Raw genomic sequence first — 17,731 nt, forward strand, 5'->3', positions numbered from 1 at the left:
GCGCCCAAAAATGGGTGTTTTTTTATGTCTAAATGCCCGTAAACAGATTTTATCTGGCTGTAGGGAGTCAAAGAAAGAAAAAAAGAGCTGGTCCAGCTCAGTGATTATCCATAAATCACTTTACTGGGTCAGCCCCTTTTTAATTTGTCGATTTTTTTATGTAGAACACACTATTTAGTGTATAATGTCATCGGGGGAGAGTAGACAAAATGAAAAAATCAATTATTGATCCAATGGATCTTTCTGTAGAAGAAATATCCGACTTATTAGATTTAGCGAACGATATCATGAAAGATCGCACACGATATCAGGATGTAGCGAAACACAAGATTCTTGCGACGCTATTTTTTGAACCAAGTACGAGAACAAGACTTTCATTTGAGAGTGCCATGCTTTCACTTGGCGGTAGTGTATTAGGGTTCCCTAATGCCAATGTATCTTCAGCTACAAAGGGTGAATCTGTAACTGATACAATCTGGACAGTATCTTGCTATAGTGACATTATTGCGATGAGACATCCAAAAGAAGGGGCACCTCGTGTTGCTATGCGTCGTAGCAAGGTTCCGCTTATCAATGCTGGAGATGGGGGACATAACCATCCAACGCAGACTTTGACTGACTTGCTGACAATTCAAAGAGAAAAGGGAAGACTTAACAATTTAACGGTAGGATTCTGTGGGGATCTTAAGTTTGGACGTACTGTTCATTCATTGTTAAAAGCTTTATCGCGATATGAAGGTGTAAAATTCGTCTTCATTTCACCAGAAGAACTTAAGCTTCCTGAATATTTAAAAGAAGATCTTCTAGATGCTAAGCATTTAGAATATAAAGAAGTGCGTACTATGGAAGAAGTCATGGGAGAACTTGATATTCTCTATATGACAAGAGTACAGCAGGAAAGATTCTTCAATGAACAAGATTATCTACGTTTAAGAGATACGTATATCTTAGATCTAAATAAACTAGAACTAGCTAAAAAAGATTTAACAATCATGCATCCATTGCCTAGAGTGAATGAAATTTCTACTGAAGTAGATGATGATCCAAGAGCATGCTACTTCAAACAGGTAGAAAATGGACGTTATGTACGAATGGCACTTATTCTTACATTATTATCATTAGATCATGAGGTGGAAAGATTATGAAAGTAGATAGCATTGTCAACGGAATTGTATTAGATCATATTACAGCAGGAAAAGTTATGGAAGTTTACGATGCCTTAAAGCTAGATAAACTTGATTGCAGTGTTGCGATTTTAAAAAATGTCAGCAGCAATAAGATGGGAAAGAAAGATATCTTAAAGATTGATAATGATTTTGATATAGACTTAGATGTATTAGGATACATCGATCACAACATTACTGTTTCCTATATCAAAGATGGAAAAACAGTAGAAAAGAAACATTTAGCATTGCCAGAAAGAATCATCAATGTAGAAAAATGTAAAAACCCAAGATGTATCACATCAGTAGAAAGAGGATTAGATCAGGAATTCTATTTAGCCAATAGAGAAAAACAGATCTATCGCTGTATCTACTGTGATACAAAAGTCACAAAATAAACAAGGCGCAAGCCTTGTTTTTTTGCTTTTAAGCAAATGAATGTATTTCAAATATCAATAATGATAAGATAATAAAAAAGGAGAATTTACTATGATATTACCAACATTATTTGTCGGACACGGTGATCCGATGATTGCCTTAAAAGACAATGAGAATACAAGAACATTTGCTAGAATAGGAGAATATATACTAAATAACTATGAAAAGCCACGTGCCATTCTGATGATTTCAGGACACTGGTATAAAAATGAAACATACATTCAATCAGCGAGTAAGCCAAAGCAGATCTTTGATATGTATGGATTTCCTGATGAACTCTATCAAGTAGAATATCAGGTAGAAGGATATCCACCGTTAACAAGACGTATACAGGACATGTTAGGAGAATATGTCAAAATCAATGATGAATGGGGAATAGACCATGGGGCATGGACAATATTAAAACACATGTTTCCTAACCAGGATATTCCAGTTGTTCAATTGAGCGTGAATGCCAGACTAGATGAACAAGGAAGTTTTCTATTAGGACAACTATTACAGGAATTAAGAGAAGAAGGCATTCTTATCATGGGAAGTGGGAATGTGGTACATAATCTAAGAGAAGTAGATTGGAATAATACTAAAGGAACATATATGGCAGATGCTTTTGATCTATATATAAAAGAAGCAATTATCCAAAAAGATTATGAAAAAGTTATTCATTTTAAAGAACATAAATATGCAAAATACGCAGTACCTACTAATGATCATTTCCTACCTCTTCTTTATATCCTAGGTGCTTCAGTCAATGATCATGTCACAGTATTTAATGAATATAGAGAACTTGGAAGCATGTCAATGACTTCCTATTTATTCGAGTTAAAATAGTTAAAAATTTGAAATTTCATGTTAAATATAGATTGTTTTGAGAGAAAAAGGTAAGCGTTTTTAAAAAATTTCACTTATATTTTATGTAGTGAATAAGGGAATATTTCCTCGTGACACTGATATGTCATAAAAAAAATAGTGGCGAAAATAATTTTCATCATTATAATAGTGTCACGGAGGAATGGATAGATGAATAATCAAACGAAAACATTAAATATTAAATATGCTTTCATTCAAGGTTTTTATTATATAACAAATTGCTGTATTCAGGGGTACGCAGCAGTTTACCTTGGAGCTATTGGGCTAAGCTCGACTATGATTGGACTCATTCTTGCATTGGGAAATATCGTTACATCTTTTGGATCACCAGTTCTTGCTTCATTTGTAGATAAATTCCATTGGTCTGTAAACAAGGTTCTTATGATTTTAGGTTTCCTTTCTGTAATTCTTTCATTGATGCTTGTTGCTAGTGCAAAGCTTCCAGTTTTAGTAGCGGTGCTATTTGTGATCTTATTTGGTTTATTAAATATGATGATGCCACTTATCAATGCTTTAAGTTTTGCATTTGAAGAACATGGCATCAACATCAACTTTGGTGTAGGTCGTGGTATTGGATCAGCTGCTTATGCATTAACATCATTGGGATTAGGCTATCTTGTACAGACTTTCTCACCAGTATTAATGCCATGGGTACTTGTAGCAGTATTGACAGGATTGATTCCATTAATTCAGTCATTTAGAATGAATGAAGAAGTTGAAACTGCACATGAGGAAGAAGAAACATCTTCTATTAAAGATTTCTGTAAAGAATATACTACATTTATGATCTTCTTATTAGGTTTCATGATGGTATATGCTGATCATATGATTATCAATAACTTCTTTATCAATATCATCAGAAACGTTGGCGCAGGAACAAGCCAAATGGGCGTGGCTGTATTCCTTGCTGCAATACTTGAATTGATTTCAATGTCTGCTTTTGAAAAATTCAAGAATAAGATTGATATTACTATCGTATTAAAAATAGCTGCTGTTATGTTCACTGTAAAACATGTTCTCACTTATTTTGCATCAAGCATGACAGTTATCTACATTGCACAAGTTATGCAGATGTTTGCATATGCACTGTTCATCCCAGCTGCCGTATATTATGTAGATAAGCTATTCAATAAAAAAGATGCTATCAAAGGACAGTCTCTTGTAACTACTGCCATGACTGCTTCAGGAATCATCTCTTCATTAGTAGGTGGTATCTTATTTGATAGTGTTGGTACAAGTACAACTTTATTGATTGGTGCTATCGTTTCATTACTTGGTACAATAATAATGATTATGACAACTCAGAAGGTTAACTAAAAGATGATTGCTACAATCATCTTTTTTTCATGTTTTGTTGTAAATGTTTTCAATAGCTAACCTTTATCTTAATATAAAAGAAAGGGGTGATAATATGGATGAATTTTTAAGAGAAATCAATAGTTTGATTTATTTAAAATGGATTGCTAATCAGAAATTACATGATATTCATGTTATTGAAAAAAACAATGAAGTCATTCTAGAAGCAGCTCATTCCTATTCACGTATTATTCTTTACCCTCATTCCATCTTTGAAGAAGAAGTAAGGGACCGTAAGACTGATAAGGTGCTTTACTATATTCATTTCCAGATGGCCAACATGAAACATGCAGTCAATTTGTTTTATGAAATGTTAGATTGTATCTATGAGAACTGTTCACAGCCATTAGGGAGAATACTTCTTTGTTGTAGTGGAGGGATGACAACTTCACTTTTTGCAAGCAAGATGCAGACTTTAGCACAGCTAGAAAACAGAAATTATGAGATCAATGCAACCGGATATGGAAGACTATATGAAATTGGAAATGATTATGATGTCATCCTGCTAGCCCCACAGGTCTCCTATCTGTTGCCAGAAGTGCGTATGCATCTTGAAGATGTCATTGTAGAAGAAATACCCGCACGCTATTTTGCAAGAAATGAATACAAGAATGTCCTGGACTTTGTGTTAACCTTGATAGAGGAGGAGAATGTATGAAAGACATAATGAAAAATTATCTTTTATCATTAATGAAGACTCACGAAAACTTAAGTCTTGAAGAATGCATGCATTTAAGTGGTATGTCTGCATTATTTATTGAAGAAATCATGTCTGAGCTTATAGAAGAAGAACTTGTCTATTTTGATAACGGCTATCACCTAAACGTAGATGCAAGATGCACTCTTACTATTTCTCTATTTAGAAATTCTAATCGTGTACATATGTTTTATCGTATTTATAATATTGTCGATCAAATCAAAGTAGAAAGAGATATTATAAAAAAAATATATCAATATTGAAGATATTTATGATATTATAGATACCGCATTATCACAATATGAATCCATTCAGGTTATTGGAATCTCCCTTCCTGGTATTATTGAAGAATCACGTGTTATTTCAACAGGAATCAATGAGTTGGAGAATATTAACCTGTATGGATTATTAAATAGAAGATATACACAGCGTATTCTAGTAGAAAATGATGTAAATACAGCAGCTGTAGGCTTCTATCGATCATCGCCCCAATATAAGAATCTCGCCATCCTGTTTCAGCCCGCTGTTTCCTATGCCGGTATTGGACTTGTCTATGATGGACAGCTGATTAAAGGAAAAAGCAATCTGGCAGGGGAAGCGCAGTATCTGCCATTGGCATTTACAAAACCGCCGTTATCTTTACTGCAGTCAAGAGAAGGTTTTGAGGAACTGCTGATGAAATATATTCAAAGTATCATGGCTATGACGAATCCTGAAGCTATTGGCATCTGCTGCTATGCAGTAAGAAGCTATGACAGTATCATTGATCGTTTAAAAAAGATTTTTCCTAAAGAGAAAGATCTCCCATTATTTATTCAGTTAGATGATCTTAAAGATTATATTCTCATTGGACTTAATGCGATGTGTAAAGAAAAAGAAAAGGATTAGGTTATGGATATTAAAGTAATAGTTTTAGATATCGATGGAACACTCTTCTCTGATGAAAAGAAGATTCTTCCAGAAACAAAGAAGCTTTTATTAAAAGCACAATCATTAGGATTTAAGGTTGTATTGGCATCAGGTAGACCAGCTTCTGGTCTCTGGTATATTGCGGATGAACTAGAAATGGAAAAGCATCATGGTTTATTATGCTGCTTCAATGGAAGTCAGGTTGTAGATTGTACAACAACTGATATGTTGTTCAATGCTCCAATGAGTGTTGATATGGGTAAACGTGTATTGAATCATTTGAAATCATTCAATGTTAACCCGATGGTATATAAGGATGCTTATCTTTATGTAAATGATGCTTATGCCTACAAAGTAGAATATGAATCAAGATTAGGTAAACTTAAAGTCTGTGAAGTAGATGATCTAGAAGATTTTCTTACATGGACTCCTAACAAGATTCTTGCAAGTGGTGATCCAGAGTATCTTAAGGAAAACTATGAATTAATGGCTGCGCCATTTAAATCAGAACTCAATACTATGTTTACAGCTGACTTTTATTATGAATACACTGCTCAGGGTATTGATAAAGCCAAAGCATTGGATATTGCATTAAGCAAGCTTGGCTATACAAGTGAAAACTGTATTGCCTTTGGTGATGCTGAAAATGATTTAAGTATCATCAGATATGCAAAAGTTGGTGTAGCGATGGGAAATGCTACTGAACAGGTCAAGAGTGAAGCAGATGATATTACTCTCGATAATAACTCAGAAGGCATCGCGAAAGCATTATTGAAATATATTCCTGAATTATCTGTATAATACAGGTGAGAAAGTAGGTAGAATTATGGCAAAAAAAGTGCAGACTGTAGAAATGGATGGCATTACATTTGAAGTGATTGGTATCTTTGATTATGAAGGACAGGATTATCTTGCTCTTGCAAGAGGAGAAGAAATCTATCTTTATGTTTATATTGCTCACAATGATGGAACATTCGAAGCGTTGGATATTGAAGATGAAGACTTATTTAATGCGGTTGCTGAAGAGTTTACATGTATTCAAAATAACCAAGTTTGGGAAGATTAAATTATTTATTGCAATTTAAAAAAATGATAGCTATAATGTAATTCGCAAGGAACCTAATAATTAGGCACCTTGCGAATTTTTAGGAGAAAAGCTTATGGTTACACAATTAGAAATAGATATCTATGGCTATTTTAGAAAAATGGGGCGTTTTCTCTATGATAATACTGGAGGTAAATCAGGGCAGAGAAGAGTGCTCTTCTTTTTATCTAGAGAAGGATCTATGTCCCAGAGAGAACTTCAGTCATTATTGGATGTGAAATCAAGCTCACTGAGTGAGATGATCACCAAGATGGAAAATGCCGGTCTTATTAAAAAGACAAGATCTAAAAAAGATCAGCGTGTTATTCTTCTATCATTAAGTGAAAAAGGAAAAAAAGAAGCAGATCGAGAATGTGATGAATTAAATTACATTACTGAGCATCTTTTTTCTTGTCTTAGTAAACAGGAAGAACAGGATATCTATCGTTTTTTAGAAAAACTAAATACGCACTGGGAACAGTTAAAACGTGACGAAGTATTCCACTTCGTAGAAAGGGAGAGATAATATGATTAAGACACTATTGAAATCAGTTAGGGAATACAAAACAGATTCAATTAAGACACCATTCATTGTAACGGGTGAAGTTATTCTTGAATGTATTATCCCATTTATCATTGCTAAGTTTATTAATAAACTACAAGCAGGCCAGGTCACTACACATGATATATTCTTTTATGGAATTATTCTTTTTGTAATGGCATGTATGTCATTATTCTTTGGTTCTTGGGCAGGGATTACATGTTCAAGAGCGTCCGCAGGTCTTGCAAAGAATTTGCGACATGATCTATTTGAAAGTGTACAAGGTTTCTCATTTTCAAATATCGATAAATTCTCAGCATCATCGCTTGTAACGCGTATGACAACGGATATTACCAATGTCCAGATGGCTTACATGATGATTATTCGTGTGGCAGTACGTGCCCCATTGATGGTCATTTTTTCATTCACTTTAGCTTACATGATGGGAGGAAGATTATCATTAATCTTCTTATTCACTATTCCATTCTTAGGAATTGGATTAGCTCTTGTCATCAAGAACGCTATGCCAATTTTTAGAGCTGTATTTTATAAGTATGATAAACTTAATGCTTCAGTACAGGAAAATATCAATGGGATTCGTGTTGTTAAGTCATTTGTAAGAGAAGATTATGAATTTAATAAGTTCAATAAGGCTGCAGAAGATGTAAGAAAAGACTTTACTAAAGCCGAAATGATTTTAGCGTTCAACGCGCCAATGATGCAGTTCTGCTTGTATCTTGTAATGGTCTTTACATTATCATTTGGTTCTTATTTAGTTATTTCAAGTCATGCGACTATCTTAAATGTTGGTCAGCTATCTTCAATTCTTACTTATTCATTCCAGATTCTTATTTCATTGATGATGCTTTCAATGATCTTTGTAATGGTCACTATGGCTGCAGAATCTGCAGAACGTATTGTGGCAGTACTTAATGAAAAGTCTACCTTAACTAATCCAGAAGATCCTATTTATGAAGTGCCTAATGGCGATATTACATTTAATAATGTTTCATTTAAATATTCCACAAAAGCTGACCGCAATGCTTTAGAGAATATTAATCTTCATATTAAAAGTGGACAGACAATCGGTATCTTGGGTGGAACAGGTTCATCTAAGACATCCCTTATTCAGTTGATTTCTCGTTTATATGATACAACGGAAGGAGACGTGCTTGTTGGTGGTCATAATGTAAAAGATTATGATTTAGTAACATTAAGAGACCAGGTCGCTGTCGTATTACAGAAAAATGAATTATTCTCAGGAACAATTGCTGAAAACTTGAGATGGGGCAATAAAGATGCAACTGATGAAGAAATTAAGGCCGCATGTGAATTGGCATGTGCTGATGAATTCATCGAATTGATGCCTAACAAGTATGAAACACATATTGAGCAGGGCGGCAGCAACGTCTCTGGTGGACAGAAGCAGAGATTGTGTATCGCTCGTGCCTTATTAAAGAAACCAAAAGTCTTAATTCTTGACGATTCAACATCTGCAGTAGATACAAAGACAGATGCTAAAATTCGTAATGGATTCAAGAAATTTATTCCTGAAACAACAAAGATCATTATCGCACAGCGTATTGCTTCAGTGCAGGATGCTGATCAGATTATCATTATGAACAAAGGTACAATTGCGGATATCGGTACGCATGATGAACTTTTAGCTCGTAATGAAATCTATCAGGAAACATACTATTCTCAGAATAAAAAGGATGGTGATGATCATGGCAATGAATAAAGCACATACAGTAAAAAAGGGAACTGTAGGACGTCTTATTAAAACATTGTTCACATTCTTCCCAGTACTGCTTCCTTTTGTATTATTCCTTGTTGTATTCAATGCGATTGTACAGGCAGCTCCTGCTATCTTCCAGCAGAATATTATCGCATTAATTGAAAAAGCACTAAAAGGTCAAAAGACATGGGGACAGGCAGCGCCTGGAATCTGGAAATATTTAACAGTATTGATTGTACTTTACGTCTTGGCATTGATCGCTTCATTTACATATCAGAGATTAATGGCCATCATTACTCAGGGGTCATTAGCTAAATTTAGAGAGAAATGCTTCAAGAAGATGGAAAGTCTTCCTATTCGCTATTTCGATACAAATGCTCATGGTGATATCATGTCTATCTACACTAATGATATTGATACACTAAGACAGATGATCTCACAGTCATTCCCACAATTGCTTTCGACATTTATTTCATTAGTCACATTATTTGTGATTATGCTTTATTACTCAATCATTCTATGTGCAGTTGTCATTTTAGGAATGATATTAATGCTTATAGTTACAAAAGCATTAGGGGGAAGAAGTGCCAAGTACTTTATTAAACAGCAGGTAACTCTTGGTGAAACTGAAGGTTTCATTGAAGAAATGATGAATGGGCAGAAGGTTGTAAAAGTCTTCAACCATGAAAAACAGGCTCTAAAAGATTTTGATGCTGTTAATGAAAAACTATTTGAAGCTTCTCGTTTAGCAAACACATACTCAAATATTTTAGGACCAATCCTACATAATATGAGTAATATTCTTTATGTTTTAGTAGCTATTGCAGGTTCATCATTATTGTTGCTAGATGCACCTAATATCTCATTATCAGGTATGGCTCTTTCTATTTCTATTGTTGTGCCATTCCTAAATATGACAAAACAGTTTACAGGAAGTATCGGTCAGGTTTCTCAGCAGATCAATGCGGTCGTAATGGGACTTGGTGGTGCTTCACGTATCTTTGATCTTCTAGATCAAGAAAGTGAAGAAGATGAAGGTTATGTCACATTAGTCCGTGCTAAAGAAGAAAACGGTGAAATCGTAGAAACAAATGAAAGAACAGGAATGTGGGCATGGAAGCATCCACATAAAGATGGAACTATTACCCTTACTAAATTAACTGGGGATGTTGTTCTTGATGGTGTAGATTTTGCCTACAATCCAGATAAGCAGATTCTTCATAATGTATCAGTATTTGCTAAACCAGGTGAAAAAGTTGCTTTCGTAGGTGCGACTGGTGCTGGTAAGACAACTATCACTAACTTGATCAATAGATTCTATGATATCGCTGATGGTAAAATCAGATATGATGGTATCAATATCAATAAGATCAAGAAAGCTGATCTTCGTCGTTCATTAGGTATCGTATTGCAAGATACTAACCTATTTACAGGTACTGTCCTAGACAACATTCGTTATGGTCGCTTAGACGCTAACGATAATGAATGTGAAGCAGCAGCTAAACTAGTAGGTGCTCATGACTTCATTACACGTCTACCTGATGGATATAACACCATGTTAACAAATAATGGATCAAACTTATCTCAAGGTCAGCGTCAGCTTATTGCTATTGCGCGTGCAGCCGTTGCTGATCCACCAGTTATGATTCTAGATGAAGCAACTTCATCCATCGATACAAGAACTGAAGCTATTGTTCAAAGAGGTATGGACGCATTAATGTTAGGACGTACAGTCTTTGTCATTGCCCATCGTTTATCTACTGTACAAAACAGTGATGTCATCATGGTTCTTGATCATGGTCATATTATTGAAAGAGGAAACCACGAAGCACTTATTGCTCAAAAGGGACAATATTATCAGCTTTACACTGGTGCCTTTGAATTAGAATAGACAGATTGAAAAATCTGTCTTTTTTAGTAGCCAAGTATTCTTTATGATGATATGATTCAAATAATGAGAGGATAAAACATGCTATTAGAATATTTAATAAAAGGAACAATTATTGGTATTATTTTTGGTATTCCAGCAGGTGCAATTGGTGCATTGACCATCCAGCGTACCTTGGAACATGGTTACTTTTCAGGACTAATGACAGGGCTAGGATCATCAGTCGCAGATACTGTTTACGCTGCCATATGCGTATTGGCAAGTGCTGTTGTTTCAGGTTTTCTAAAACGCTATGAGATGCCAATCACCGTATTTGGTGGAATGGTCATTTTGATTTTAGGGATCTTTACATTAAGAAAGAAAACTGGCAAGGTAGAAGATAAAAAACCACCAAAAGCCTGGATTTACTTTGGCTCATCCATCGCTATCGCCTTAATGAACCCTGGTATGATGCTTTTATTCTGGTTTGCCTGTTCACTATTAAAAGTAGCTGGTCCATACACATCAGTGCAGAGTTTTGGCATAATTGTAGGTAGCTTTATAGGAACATTCCTATGGTGGCTTCTTATCTGTGGTCTTATTGAAAAGATGCGTTCTCGCATTACAGATCATATTTATATAGTATTAAATCGTGTTTTAGGCGTTATTCTTATTTTATTTGGTATTGGTGTCATTATTGATGCCATATTATAAAAAGCCAGCTATTCTTTCGAATAGTTGGCTTTCTTTACTTGCATTGCATGATAACCACGATGCTTACAATAAGCATTCATAACGGCAATCCAATCTGATTTTTTAGTAAACTCAATAACAAAGACTTCTAGCTTATTCTTTTTTGCAGCAGCAAGATAATCTTTTAGTGCATCACTCTTCTTTTTGCTAGTAGGGACACGTGTCTTTAATCCCTTCTTAGAAGAAGTAAAGACGCTTTCTTGTGAAATGGCTTCTATTAAAGAAGTTTGTTTATTTTTAATAAGCTTCAATACAAAATTCTTCCCGTTATGAATAATGATAGAAGAATTTAATGACTTGATCGTAGAAACCACTTCATCATAGGAATAATCTTCAGTATGTGTAAGGAAGTACCCATCGAATCCTTCTACTTTATTTCTATCTTTACGCATATCGATTTTAGCATAGAGCTTATTGGCATGTTTATGTAAAAACGCAAGATCTTCCTTGCTTAATCCTTTAGAAGAAACAACGAGTCTATTATATTTCTTTTTAATCTTCATTAACTGATCTTTCTTCATTCCAGTAAGAATGCCCAATTCACTATTATAGTGAATTCTATCCTTAATATGAGATGAAGGTTTAGAATGACATCCTACAAGAAGAAAAAGACAAAGCATCAATATTATTTTTTTCATGTTATCACCGATAATAGAATAGCATAAATAAATCAAAAAGAACAGTTTTGACAATCTAAAATAAATGGTGCAAGATAGAAGAGAAGAGCATATAATATATTAAGGTGAATAATATGGAAAATACAAAACAAGTTAATATGAAACAATCGATCATGGAATATGTAAAAGTTGTTGTTGTTACAATGATACTGACATATCTTGTATTATACTTTATACAGATATCCCGTGTTGTTGGTGTCTCTATGCAGCCAACCTATAACAATGGCAACATCGTCCTTGTTAATAAGAAGTTCTATTCTTATTCAGACTGTCATTATGGAGATATCGTAGTCGCTGATGTGGATTTTGGTTCAGGAAAGAGTGAACAGATCATCAAGCGTGTCATCGGCAAGGCTGGTGATGTGATTTCTTGTAAAGACGGCAAGATGTATCGTAATGGTAAATTATTAAAAGAAACATATATTGCTGAAAAGATGGAAGATGAGGACTGGAGCACGAAAGTGAAGAAGGATTCTGTTTTCTTGATGGGAGATAACAGAAATAATTCTGCAGATTCACGTGATTTAGGCTCTGTGAATTTCAAGAAACATGTAGTTGGTCGGGTATTTTTTAAGGTCTTTTAACCAAAAGGCCTTATTTTTTTAGAATAAAAACAAATTTACAACTAAATATTAGAACTTCAAGAAAAAATAACAAAGGTAAGCGCTATCATTGTAAAATAGTTTTGCATTCGTAAAATTCTCATGATATTATTTTTTTGATATATAGGAGAGGAGAGAGTTTATGGCCTATAAATTTAAGATTACACGTGGAAATGCAGTACTCAACTTTTCACAGGAATACTGTCAGAGCCGTTGTGAACTTATTGAAAGTGATTCTTTTTTGAAAGTACTTCAGAAGTTCATTAGATCGCATTCAAGAAGAGAAACAACACTTTACATGTATCTTCATCAGTTTAATGAAGATGATATTGCACTATCTCGTGATTTACAGAATACATTGAGAATGCTTTTAGTATTGACTGATGAGCAGCTAATCTCAAGTGGTAGCGATTATGCATGTTATCTAAAAGATAAGAAAATGTTCAGAAAGTTTGTAGAGGGGTTATACACTTTCTGGAGAAAACTTCAGAGATATGCAGTCGTATTTAATGAAGGAAGAAGCGAAGGGTTCCAGAACGTTCACTTCACAACTGCACAGGCTAATTTCGAAGAATTGGTATTAAAGACATATCGTTCTATTGAAGAAACAGCACTTGGTAAATCTAATAAGGTATATCGTCAGATTACTGCTGGTGTTAACGCTGGCTTGATGGTTACTAACTTTAGAAGTAATCTTCCATATGAATACCGTTGTTTAGATGATATTCCATTTATTGAACAGGTAATCATTCATCCTCCATTTATTGCTTATTCTAAACGTAATAAGAGAGATGGTGTATTCCCAGAAATCAATTATAATCCAATTGAAGATCACAAATTTGATCCTGACCAGTGGTTCTGTTATCCTGCAAAAATCGGTAAGCTTATTGCTTTCGTTTACTTCAATGTTAAATTCATGGCACAGGGTGTTGCTCTTTGTAACTTATTTGAATTAGCAACAGAAGAAGAATATCAGGGTAGAAAACCAGACTTGATCTATGTTTACGGTTATGAAGATGGTGAAATGAACCAGGCATTCTACCAGGATGAAAAGAACGGTATGCTTGTTTCATTACTTTCAGCTAATGATTACTTCGATTACTTTGGGTACATGAAGAAAATGTGTTTAACTTTACATAATGTTTATCAGTTAAATCATCATAATCTTCCAATCCATGGTGCAATGATTAGATTAAAATTACATGATGGTACTCAGAAGAACATCGTCGTAATGGGTGACTCTGGTGCTGGTAAGTCAGAAACAATTGAACAGATCAAAGGTTTAGGTGAAGCTTATATCGAAGATACTGAAACAATCTATGATGATATGGGTCTTCTCCACTTAAACGAAGAAGGAAAGATCACAACATCTGGTACGGAAGTGGGGGCTTTCGTTAGACTAGATGACTTGGATGCAGGATACTCATTCAAGGAATTAGATAGATCTGTATTCCTTAACCCAGATCAGCAGAACGCCCGTGTCGTAATTCCTATTACTGACTGGGAAGATGTTGTCGCTGAACATCATGTAGATATGTTCTTATATGCAAACAACTATGATAGCGATGGAGCGCCATTAGATTTCTTTGACAATGTAGATGATGCATTAAAAGTATTCAGAGCAGGTCAGAGAATGGCTAAGGGTACAACAACAGAATATGGTCTAGTAGGTTCATATTTTGCTAACCCATTTGGTCCTGTACAAAGACAGGAACAGACTGAACCAATCTTAAGAGAATATTTTGAAAAAATGTTCGAACAGGGCATCCGTGTAGGACAGCTTCATACAAGATTAGGTATCAAGGGTAATGAAAAAACTGGTCCTAAAGATGCAGCATACGCTATCTTAAGAGATATTACTGGAGACACAGAACTTAAAGCATTATCACAGGATGATGATGAATAATAATAAGCCACTAAAATGAGTGGCTTATTTTATTGGTTATTTTTTCGTAATTTTTAGATTTTGAATAAAACTCTTTAATTTTACGTTTTTTAGACAAATATCATGTATAATATATATATGATTGAAATACAATCGGATACGGAGGAAAATTTATGGATAATAATCAATTTGATCCTAATAATGGGTCACAGTCCAATGGCAGCTTTAATTCGTCACAGACTGGAAGCTATGATGCTCATTCAAATGCGGGCAATTATAATGCTTATTCACAGCAGAACAATTATCAGAATTATGATAACAATGCTCAGCAGTATGATCAGTCAAATAACTTTAATTCTCAGCAATATAATCAGCCAAACGATTTTGGAAATAATGGCGGTTATGTTCCACCACAGGGAAATGGTGCTTACCAGCCAAATGGAAAAATGCCATTCTATAAAACAACAAAGGGAATTATTATTATTGCGTTAGCTTTAGTACTTGTTCTTGGTGTTGTATATTGGGGATATAACAATATCTTTGGATTTACAAAAATCGATCTTGCAAAAAATATCTCTTTAAATCTTACTGGTGAATCAGGAACTGCGACTGCAAGTTCAATCAATGTTAAAAACACAGTAGATTATGATAAGAGCAACGAAAAAGCAAGCAACTTTGTTAAAGCTATCTCTTATAGATTTAACAAATATACTGGAATCAAGAATGGTGATAAGATCAAGGTTACTGTTGTCTTCAGTGAATCTCTTGCTAAAGAATGCAAGGTTAAAGTTACTAACGCAGAAAAGACTGTGACTGTTAGTGGTTTAGCAGAAAGATTTGAAGATGGTAGCAAAGTCTCTAGTGAAGTTGCAAGTAAGATGAAAACTGATGCTGATACTAAAATGCAGCAGATGGTTTCTTCTATCAATGGTACAACTTGGGAAGCTACACCAACTTTCCATTCAATGTATCTTGCTAAAACAACTTCTGGCAATGATTATGCAATTGCAGTATATGATTTGAAGTTATTATATAAACAGACAAACAGAAGTGTTCATTATTATGTCTACACTTACTGTATGACTGGAATCAATAGCAACTATGCTAAAAATGCAAAAATTTGGTCTGGATATACTTCAGTAAGCATTATTGGATCTAATCTTTATGGTTATGGTAACTTCTTACAGACATCTGATCGTCATTTGATTTCTGATGAATCAATGATTGAATCAACTATCACAAACTATAGATTGTTTACTGGTAGAACAATCAGTAAGATTAACGCATAAAAGAATGTCATTTGACATTCTTTTTTTATAACTAAAAAGCCATCGTCGATTGACGATGGCTGTTGGATTATAGAGAAATGATATTAATAATTACCCTGAGCAATCATTGCTTCAATAACTTTTTCTGCACCAGCTAAGTTTGCACCAGCGATTAGGTCATAGCCTAAGCCGTATTTCTTAGCAGCTGCAACAGAGTTGTTTACGATTGAAACCATGATATCATGAAGTTTCTGATCAACTTCTTCTGCAGTCCAGCTATAGCGCATAGAGTTCTGAGACATTTCTAAGGCAGAAGTTGCAACCCCACCTGCGTTACATGCTTTTGCAGGTCCTAAGATACCGCCATTAGCTGTAAAGTAAGCAATACCTTCAGGTGTAGTAGGCATGTTTGCACCTTCCATGATGTATTTACATCCATTTGCGATTAATGTTTTAGCTTCTTCTTCACCGATTTCATTCTGTGTAGCTGAAGGGAAGGCCATATCACATTTAACGCCCCAAGGTTTTTCACCAGGATGGAATTCAGCACCGAATTTTTCAGCGTAATCTTTTAATTTCACTTCATTTTTAGTACGGATGTCTAACATGAAGTTCCATTTTTCTTCAGTGTTAATACCATCTTTATCATAAACATAACCATCTCTACCAGAGATTGTTACGACTTTAGCACCGTATTCTGTTGCTTTTTTAGCAACACCCCATGCTACGTTACCATATCCAGAGACAGCGATTGTTTTTCCTTCATATGAATCATTAAAATGTTTTAATACTTCATTAGCATAATATACTGCACCATAACCAGTTGCTTCAGGTCTAATTAAAGATCCACCGAAAGCTAATCCTTTACCAGTTAAGACACCATTTTCATAAGCATTTTTAATACGTTTATACTGTCCGAATAAATAACCAATTTCACGTCCACCAACACCGATGTCACCAGCTGGTACATCTACGTCTGGTCCAATATGACGATAAAGCTCAGTCATGAATGACTGACAGAATCTCATAACTTCAGCATCTGATTTACCTTGTGGATCAAAATCAGATCCACCTTTGCCCCCGCCGATAGGTAAAGTAGTTAATGAATTTTTGAAAATCTGTTCAAAACCTAAGAATTTGATAGTTCCTAATTTAACTGAAGGATGGAATCTTAATCCACCTTTATATGGACCAATGGCACTGTTGAACTGTACACGGTAACCAAGATTTACATGAACTTTTCCATTATCATCTGTCCATGGTACTTTAAACTGTAATGTACGTTCAGGTTCAGTCAATCTTTCAAGGATTGCCATATCTTCATATTCAGGGTGAGCCTTAATCATAGGTTCGAGACTTGTAAGAACATTAGTGACTGTTTCTAAGAATTCAGGTTGTTCAGGATATTTTTTTCTTAAATCTTCAATAACTCTCTGTGTATATTCCATAATATTATTCCTCCTTTTTGTATACAATATTAATTATATATACGATATGATAAAAAATAAAGAAAATGATAAAAAAGTATCATAAAGATAGAAAAAGGGCTTACATTACGACTATTTCTAAGCGATTTTAACTATATTTGTTTATTTCCGTAACAGTTGAGAAAAAATGGTATAAATACGGTAATTTTAGGGATAAATTTTTTTTGAAAAAATTATAGCGATGAAAAGGGGCTTTTTTTAATAAGTGAAAAAAAGTTGCATTATATGACTTGCAAATGAGTGAAAAAACTGTTAAATTAAGTGAGCACTCAGCGAGAGCCGAGTGGCCTGAACATTGAAAACTGAACAGAAACACGTCAAATAGATGAGTGAGAAAACACTCACAAATAAAACAAGCAAGCAATTAACAAGAGCCAAAAGATGGCTCCATTGATAGAC

Annotated in this window: 18 protein-coding genes; 16 read left to right on the forward strand and 2 right to left on the reverse strand. The window is 34.5% G+C overall.

Annotated elements, in window-relative coordinates:
* Window positions 1-209 precede the first annotated feature (209 nt).
* From pyrB to J6L95_RS04455, 13 genes are all read left to right on the forward strand, one after another.
* On the forward strand, window positions 210-1,145 hold the full coding sequence (gene pyrB / locus J6L95_RS04395) for an aspartate carbamoyltransferase (RefSeq protein ID WP_029070051.1): 936 nt from the start codon (window positions 210-212) through the stop codon (window positions 1,143-1,145).
* Complete coding sequence (locus J6L95_RS04400; RefSeq protein ID WP_287458289.1) at window positions 1,142-1,561, forward strand: aspartate carbamoyltransferase regulatory subunit; 420 nt, start codon at window positions 1,142-1,144, stop codon at window positions 1,559-1,561. The genes pyrB and J6L95_RS04400 overlap by 4 nt, the downstream gene beginning before the upstream one ends.
* A 91-nt stretch (window positions 1,562-1,652) precedes the next feature.
* A complete protein-coding gene (locus J6L95_RS04405) occupies window positions 1,653-2,429 on the forward strand; it encodes a dioxygenase family protein (protein WP_287458290.1) in 777 nt (258 codons plus the stop codon).
* A 189-nt stretch (window positions 2,430-2,618) separates the two neighbouring features.
* A complete protein-coding gene (locus J6L95_RS04410; RefSeq protein ID WP_287458291.1) occupies window positions 2,619-3,785 on the forward strand; it encodes an MFS transporter in 1,167 nt (388 codons plus the stop codon).
* A gap of 94 nt (window positions 3,786-3,879) precedes the next feature.
* Complete coding sequence (locus tag J6L95_RS04415; RefSeq protein ID WP_287458292.1) at window positions 3,880-4,482, forward strand: PTS sugar transporter subunit IIB; 603 nt, start codon at window positions 3,880-3,882, stop codon at window positions 4,480-4,482.
* Window positions 4,479-4,784: a hypothetical protein gene (locus J6L95_RS04420; RefSeq protein WP_287458293.1), complete on the forward strand. Its 306-nt coding sequence runs from the start codon at window positions 4,479-4,481 to the stop codon at window positions 4,782-4,784. The genes J6L95_RS04415 and J6L95_RS04420 overlap by 4 nt, the downstream gene beginning before the upstream one ends.
* Window positions 4,785-4,797: 13 nt before the next feature.
* Window positions 4,798-5,409 carry an ROK family protein gene (locus J6L95_RS04425; protein ID WP_502711010.1) on the forward strand — a complete coding sequence of 204 codons (612 nt, stop codon included), beginning with the start codon at window positions 4,798-4,800 and terminating at the stop codon, window positions 5,407-5,409.
* Window positions 5,410-5,412: 3 nt separating this feature from the next.
* Complete coding sequence (locus J6L95_RS04430; protein ID WP_029070057.1) at window positions 5,413-6,231, forward strand: Cof-type HAD-IIB family hydrolase; 819 nt, start codon at window positions 5,413-5,415, stop codon at window positions 6,229-6,231.
* A 25-nt stretch (window positions 6,232-6,256) separates the two neighbouring features.
* The gene (locus tag J6L95_RS04435; RefSeq protein WP_029070058.1) at window positions 6,257-6,496 is read left to right on the forward strand and encodes a DUF1292 domain-containing protein; all 240 of its coding nucleotides are present in this window, start codon (window positions 6,257-6,259) and stop codon (window positions 6,494-6,496) included.
* A gap of 94 nt (window positions 6,497-6,590) precedes the next feature.
* Window positions 6,591-7,040, forward strand: coding sequence for a MarR family winged helix-turn-helix transcriptional regulator (locus tag J6L95_RS04440; RefSeq protein WP_287458294.1), 450 nt, complete (start codon window positions 6,591-6,593; stop codon window positions 7,038-7,040).
* Between the two features lies 1 nt (window position 7,041).
* Window positions 7,042-8,796 (forward strand): ABC transporter ATP-binding protein, encoded by a 1,755-nt coding sequence (locus J6L95_RS04445; protein WP_287458295.1) that lies wholly within the window; start codon window positions 7,042-7,044, stop codon window positions 8,794-8,796.
* The gene (locus tag J6L95_RS04450; RefSeq protein WP_287458296.1) at window positions 8,783-10,684 is read left to right on the forward strand and encodes an ABC transporter ATP-binding protein; all 1,902 of its coding nucleotides are present in this window, start codon (window positions 8,783-8,785) and stop codon (window positions 10,682-10,684) included. Before J6L95_RS04445 ends, J6L95_RS04450 begins: the two co-directional genes overlap by 14 nt.
* 78 nt (window positions 10,685-10,762) lie before the next feature.
* On the forward strand, window positions 10,763-11,374 hold the full coding sequence (locus tag J6L95_RS04455) for a LysE family translocator (protein WP_287458297.1): 612 nt from the start codon (window positions 10,763-10,765) through the stop codon (window positions 11,372-11,374).
* An 8-nt stretch (window positions 11,375-11,382) separates the two neighbouring features.
* Here J6L95_RS04455 and J6L95_RS04460 read toward each other — a convergent pair whose 3' ends face one another.
* A complete protein-coding gene (locus J6L95_RS04460) occupies window positions 11,383-12,051 on the reverse strand; it encodes a hypothetical protein (protein WP_287458298.1) in 669 nt (222 codons plus the stop codon).
* A 113-nt stretch (window positions 12,052-12,164) separates the two neighbouring features.
* On the opposite strand from J6L95_RS04460, the gene lepB reads away from it, so the two are divergent.
* The 3 genes from lepB (at window position 12,165) to J6L95_RS04475 (ending at window position 15,866) form a co-directional block, all read left to right on the forward strand.
* Entirely contained in the window at window positions 12,165-12,674 is a 510-nt protein-coding gene (gene lepB / locus J6L95_RS04465) for a signal peptidase I (protein WP_029070064.1), read from the forward strand.
* Window positions 12,675-12,834: 160 nt separating this feature from the next.
* Window positions 12,835-14,598, forward strand: a complete 1,764-nt coding sequence (locus J6L95_RS04470) for a hypothetical protein (RefSeq protein ID WP_029070065.1) — start codon at window positions 12,835-12,837, stop codon at window positions 14,596-14,598.
* 152 nt (window positions 14,599-14,750) lie between these two features.
* The gene (locus tag J6L95_RS04475; protein WP_287458299.1) at window positions 14,751-15,866 is read left to right on the forward strand and encodes a hypothetical protein; all 1,116 of its coding nucleotides are present in this window, start codon (window positions 14,751-14,753) and stop codon (window positions 15,864-15,866) included.
* Window positions 15,867-15,949: 83 nt separating this feature from the next.
* Here J6L95_RS04475 and gdhA read toward each other — a convergent pair whose 3' ends face one another.
* Complete coding sequence (gene gdhA, locus J6L95_RS04480; protein WP_287458300.1) at window positions 15,950-17,293, reverse strand: NADP-specific glutamate dehydrogenase; 1,344 nt, start codon at window positions 17,291-17,293, stop codon at window positions 15,950-15,952.
* Window positions 17,294-17,731: the final 438 nt, after the last annotated feature.

The organism is Kandleria sp., from assembly GCF_017934775.1.
Taxonomy (GTDB): Bacteria; Bacillota_I; Bacilli_A; order Erysipelotrichales; family Coprobacillaceae; genus Kandleria; species Kandleria vitulina.

Coding starts and splice junctions, on each gene's coding strand:
- J6L95_RS04420 (WP_287458293.1), top strand. CDS start 4,479: ATGAAAGACATAATGAAAAATTATCTTTTATCATTAATGAAGACTCAC.
- J6L95_RS04450 (WP_287458296.1), top strand. CDS start 8,783: ATGGCAATGAATAAAGCACATACAGTAAAAAAGGGAACTGTAGGACGT.
- J6L95_RS04470 (WP_029070065.1), top strand. CDS start 12,835: ATGGCCTATAAATTTAAGATTACACGTGGAAATGCAGTACTCAACTTT.
- J6L95_RS04445 (WP_287458295.1), top strand. CDS start 7,042: ATGATTAAGACACTATTGAAATCAGTTAGGGAATACAAAACAGATTCA.
- J6L95_RS04405 (WP_287458290.1), top strand. CDS start 1,653: ATGATATTACCAACATTATTTGTCGGACACGGTGATCCGATGATTGCC.
- gdhA (WP_287458300.1), bottom strand. CDS start 17,293: ATGGAATATACACAGAGAGTTATTGAAGATTTAAGAAAAAAATATCCT.
- J6L95_RS04460 (WP_287458298.1), bottom strand. CDS start 12,051: ATGAAAAAAATAATATTGATGCTTTGTCTTTTTCTTCTTGTAGGATGT.
- J6L95_RS04410 (WP_287458291.1), top strand. CDS start 2,619: ATGAATAATCAAACGAAAACATTAAATATTAAATATGCTTTCATTCAA.
- J6L95_RS04430 (WP_029070057.1), top strand. CDS start 5,413: ATGGATATTAAAGTAATAGTTTTAGATATCGATGGAACACTCTTCTCT.
- J6L95_RS04455 (WP_287458297.1), top strand. CDS start 10,763: ATGCTATTAGAATATTTAATAAAAGGAACAATTATTGGTATTATTTTT.
- J6L95_RS04400 (WP_287458289.1), top strand. CDS start 1,142: ATGAAAGTAGATAGCATTGTCAACGGAATTGTATTAGATCATATTACA.
- J6L95_RS04475 (WP_287458299.1), top strand. CDS start 14,751: ATGGATAATAATCAATTTGATCCTAATAATGGGTCACAGTCCAATGGC.
- J6L95_RS04415 (WP_287458292.1), top strand. CDS start 3,880: ATGGATGAATTTTTAAGAGAAATCAATAGTTTGATTTATTTAAAATGG.
- lepB (WP_029070064.1), top strand. CDS start 12,165: ATGGAAAATACAAAACAAGTTAATATGAAACAATCGATCATGGAATAT.
- J6L95_RS04435 (WP_029070058.1), top strand. CDS start 6,257: ATGGCAAAAAAAGTGCAGACTGTAGAAATGGATGGCATTACATTTGAA.
- J6L95_RS04440 (WP_287458294.1), top strand. CDS start 6,591: ATGGTTACACAATTAGAAATAGATATCTATGGCTATTTTAGAAAAATG.
- pyrB (WP_029070051.1), top strand. CDS start 210: ATGAAAAAATCAATTATTGATCCAATGGATCTTTCTGTAGAAGAAATA.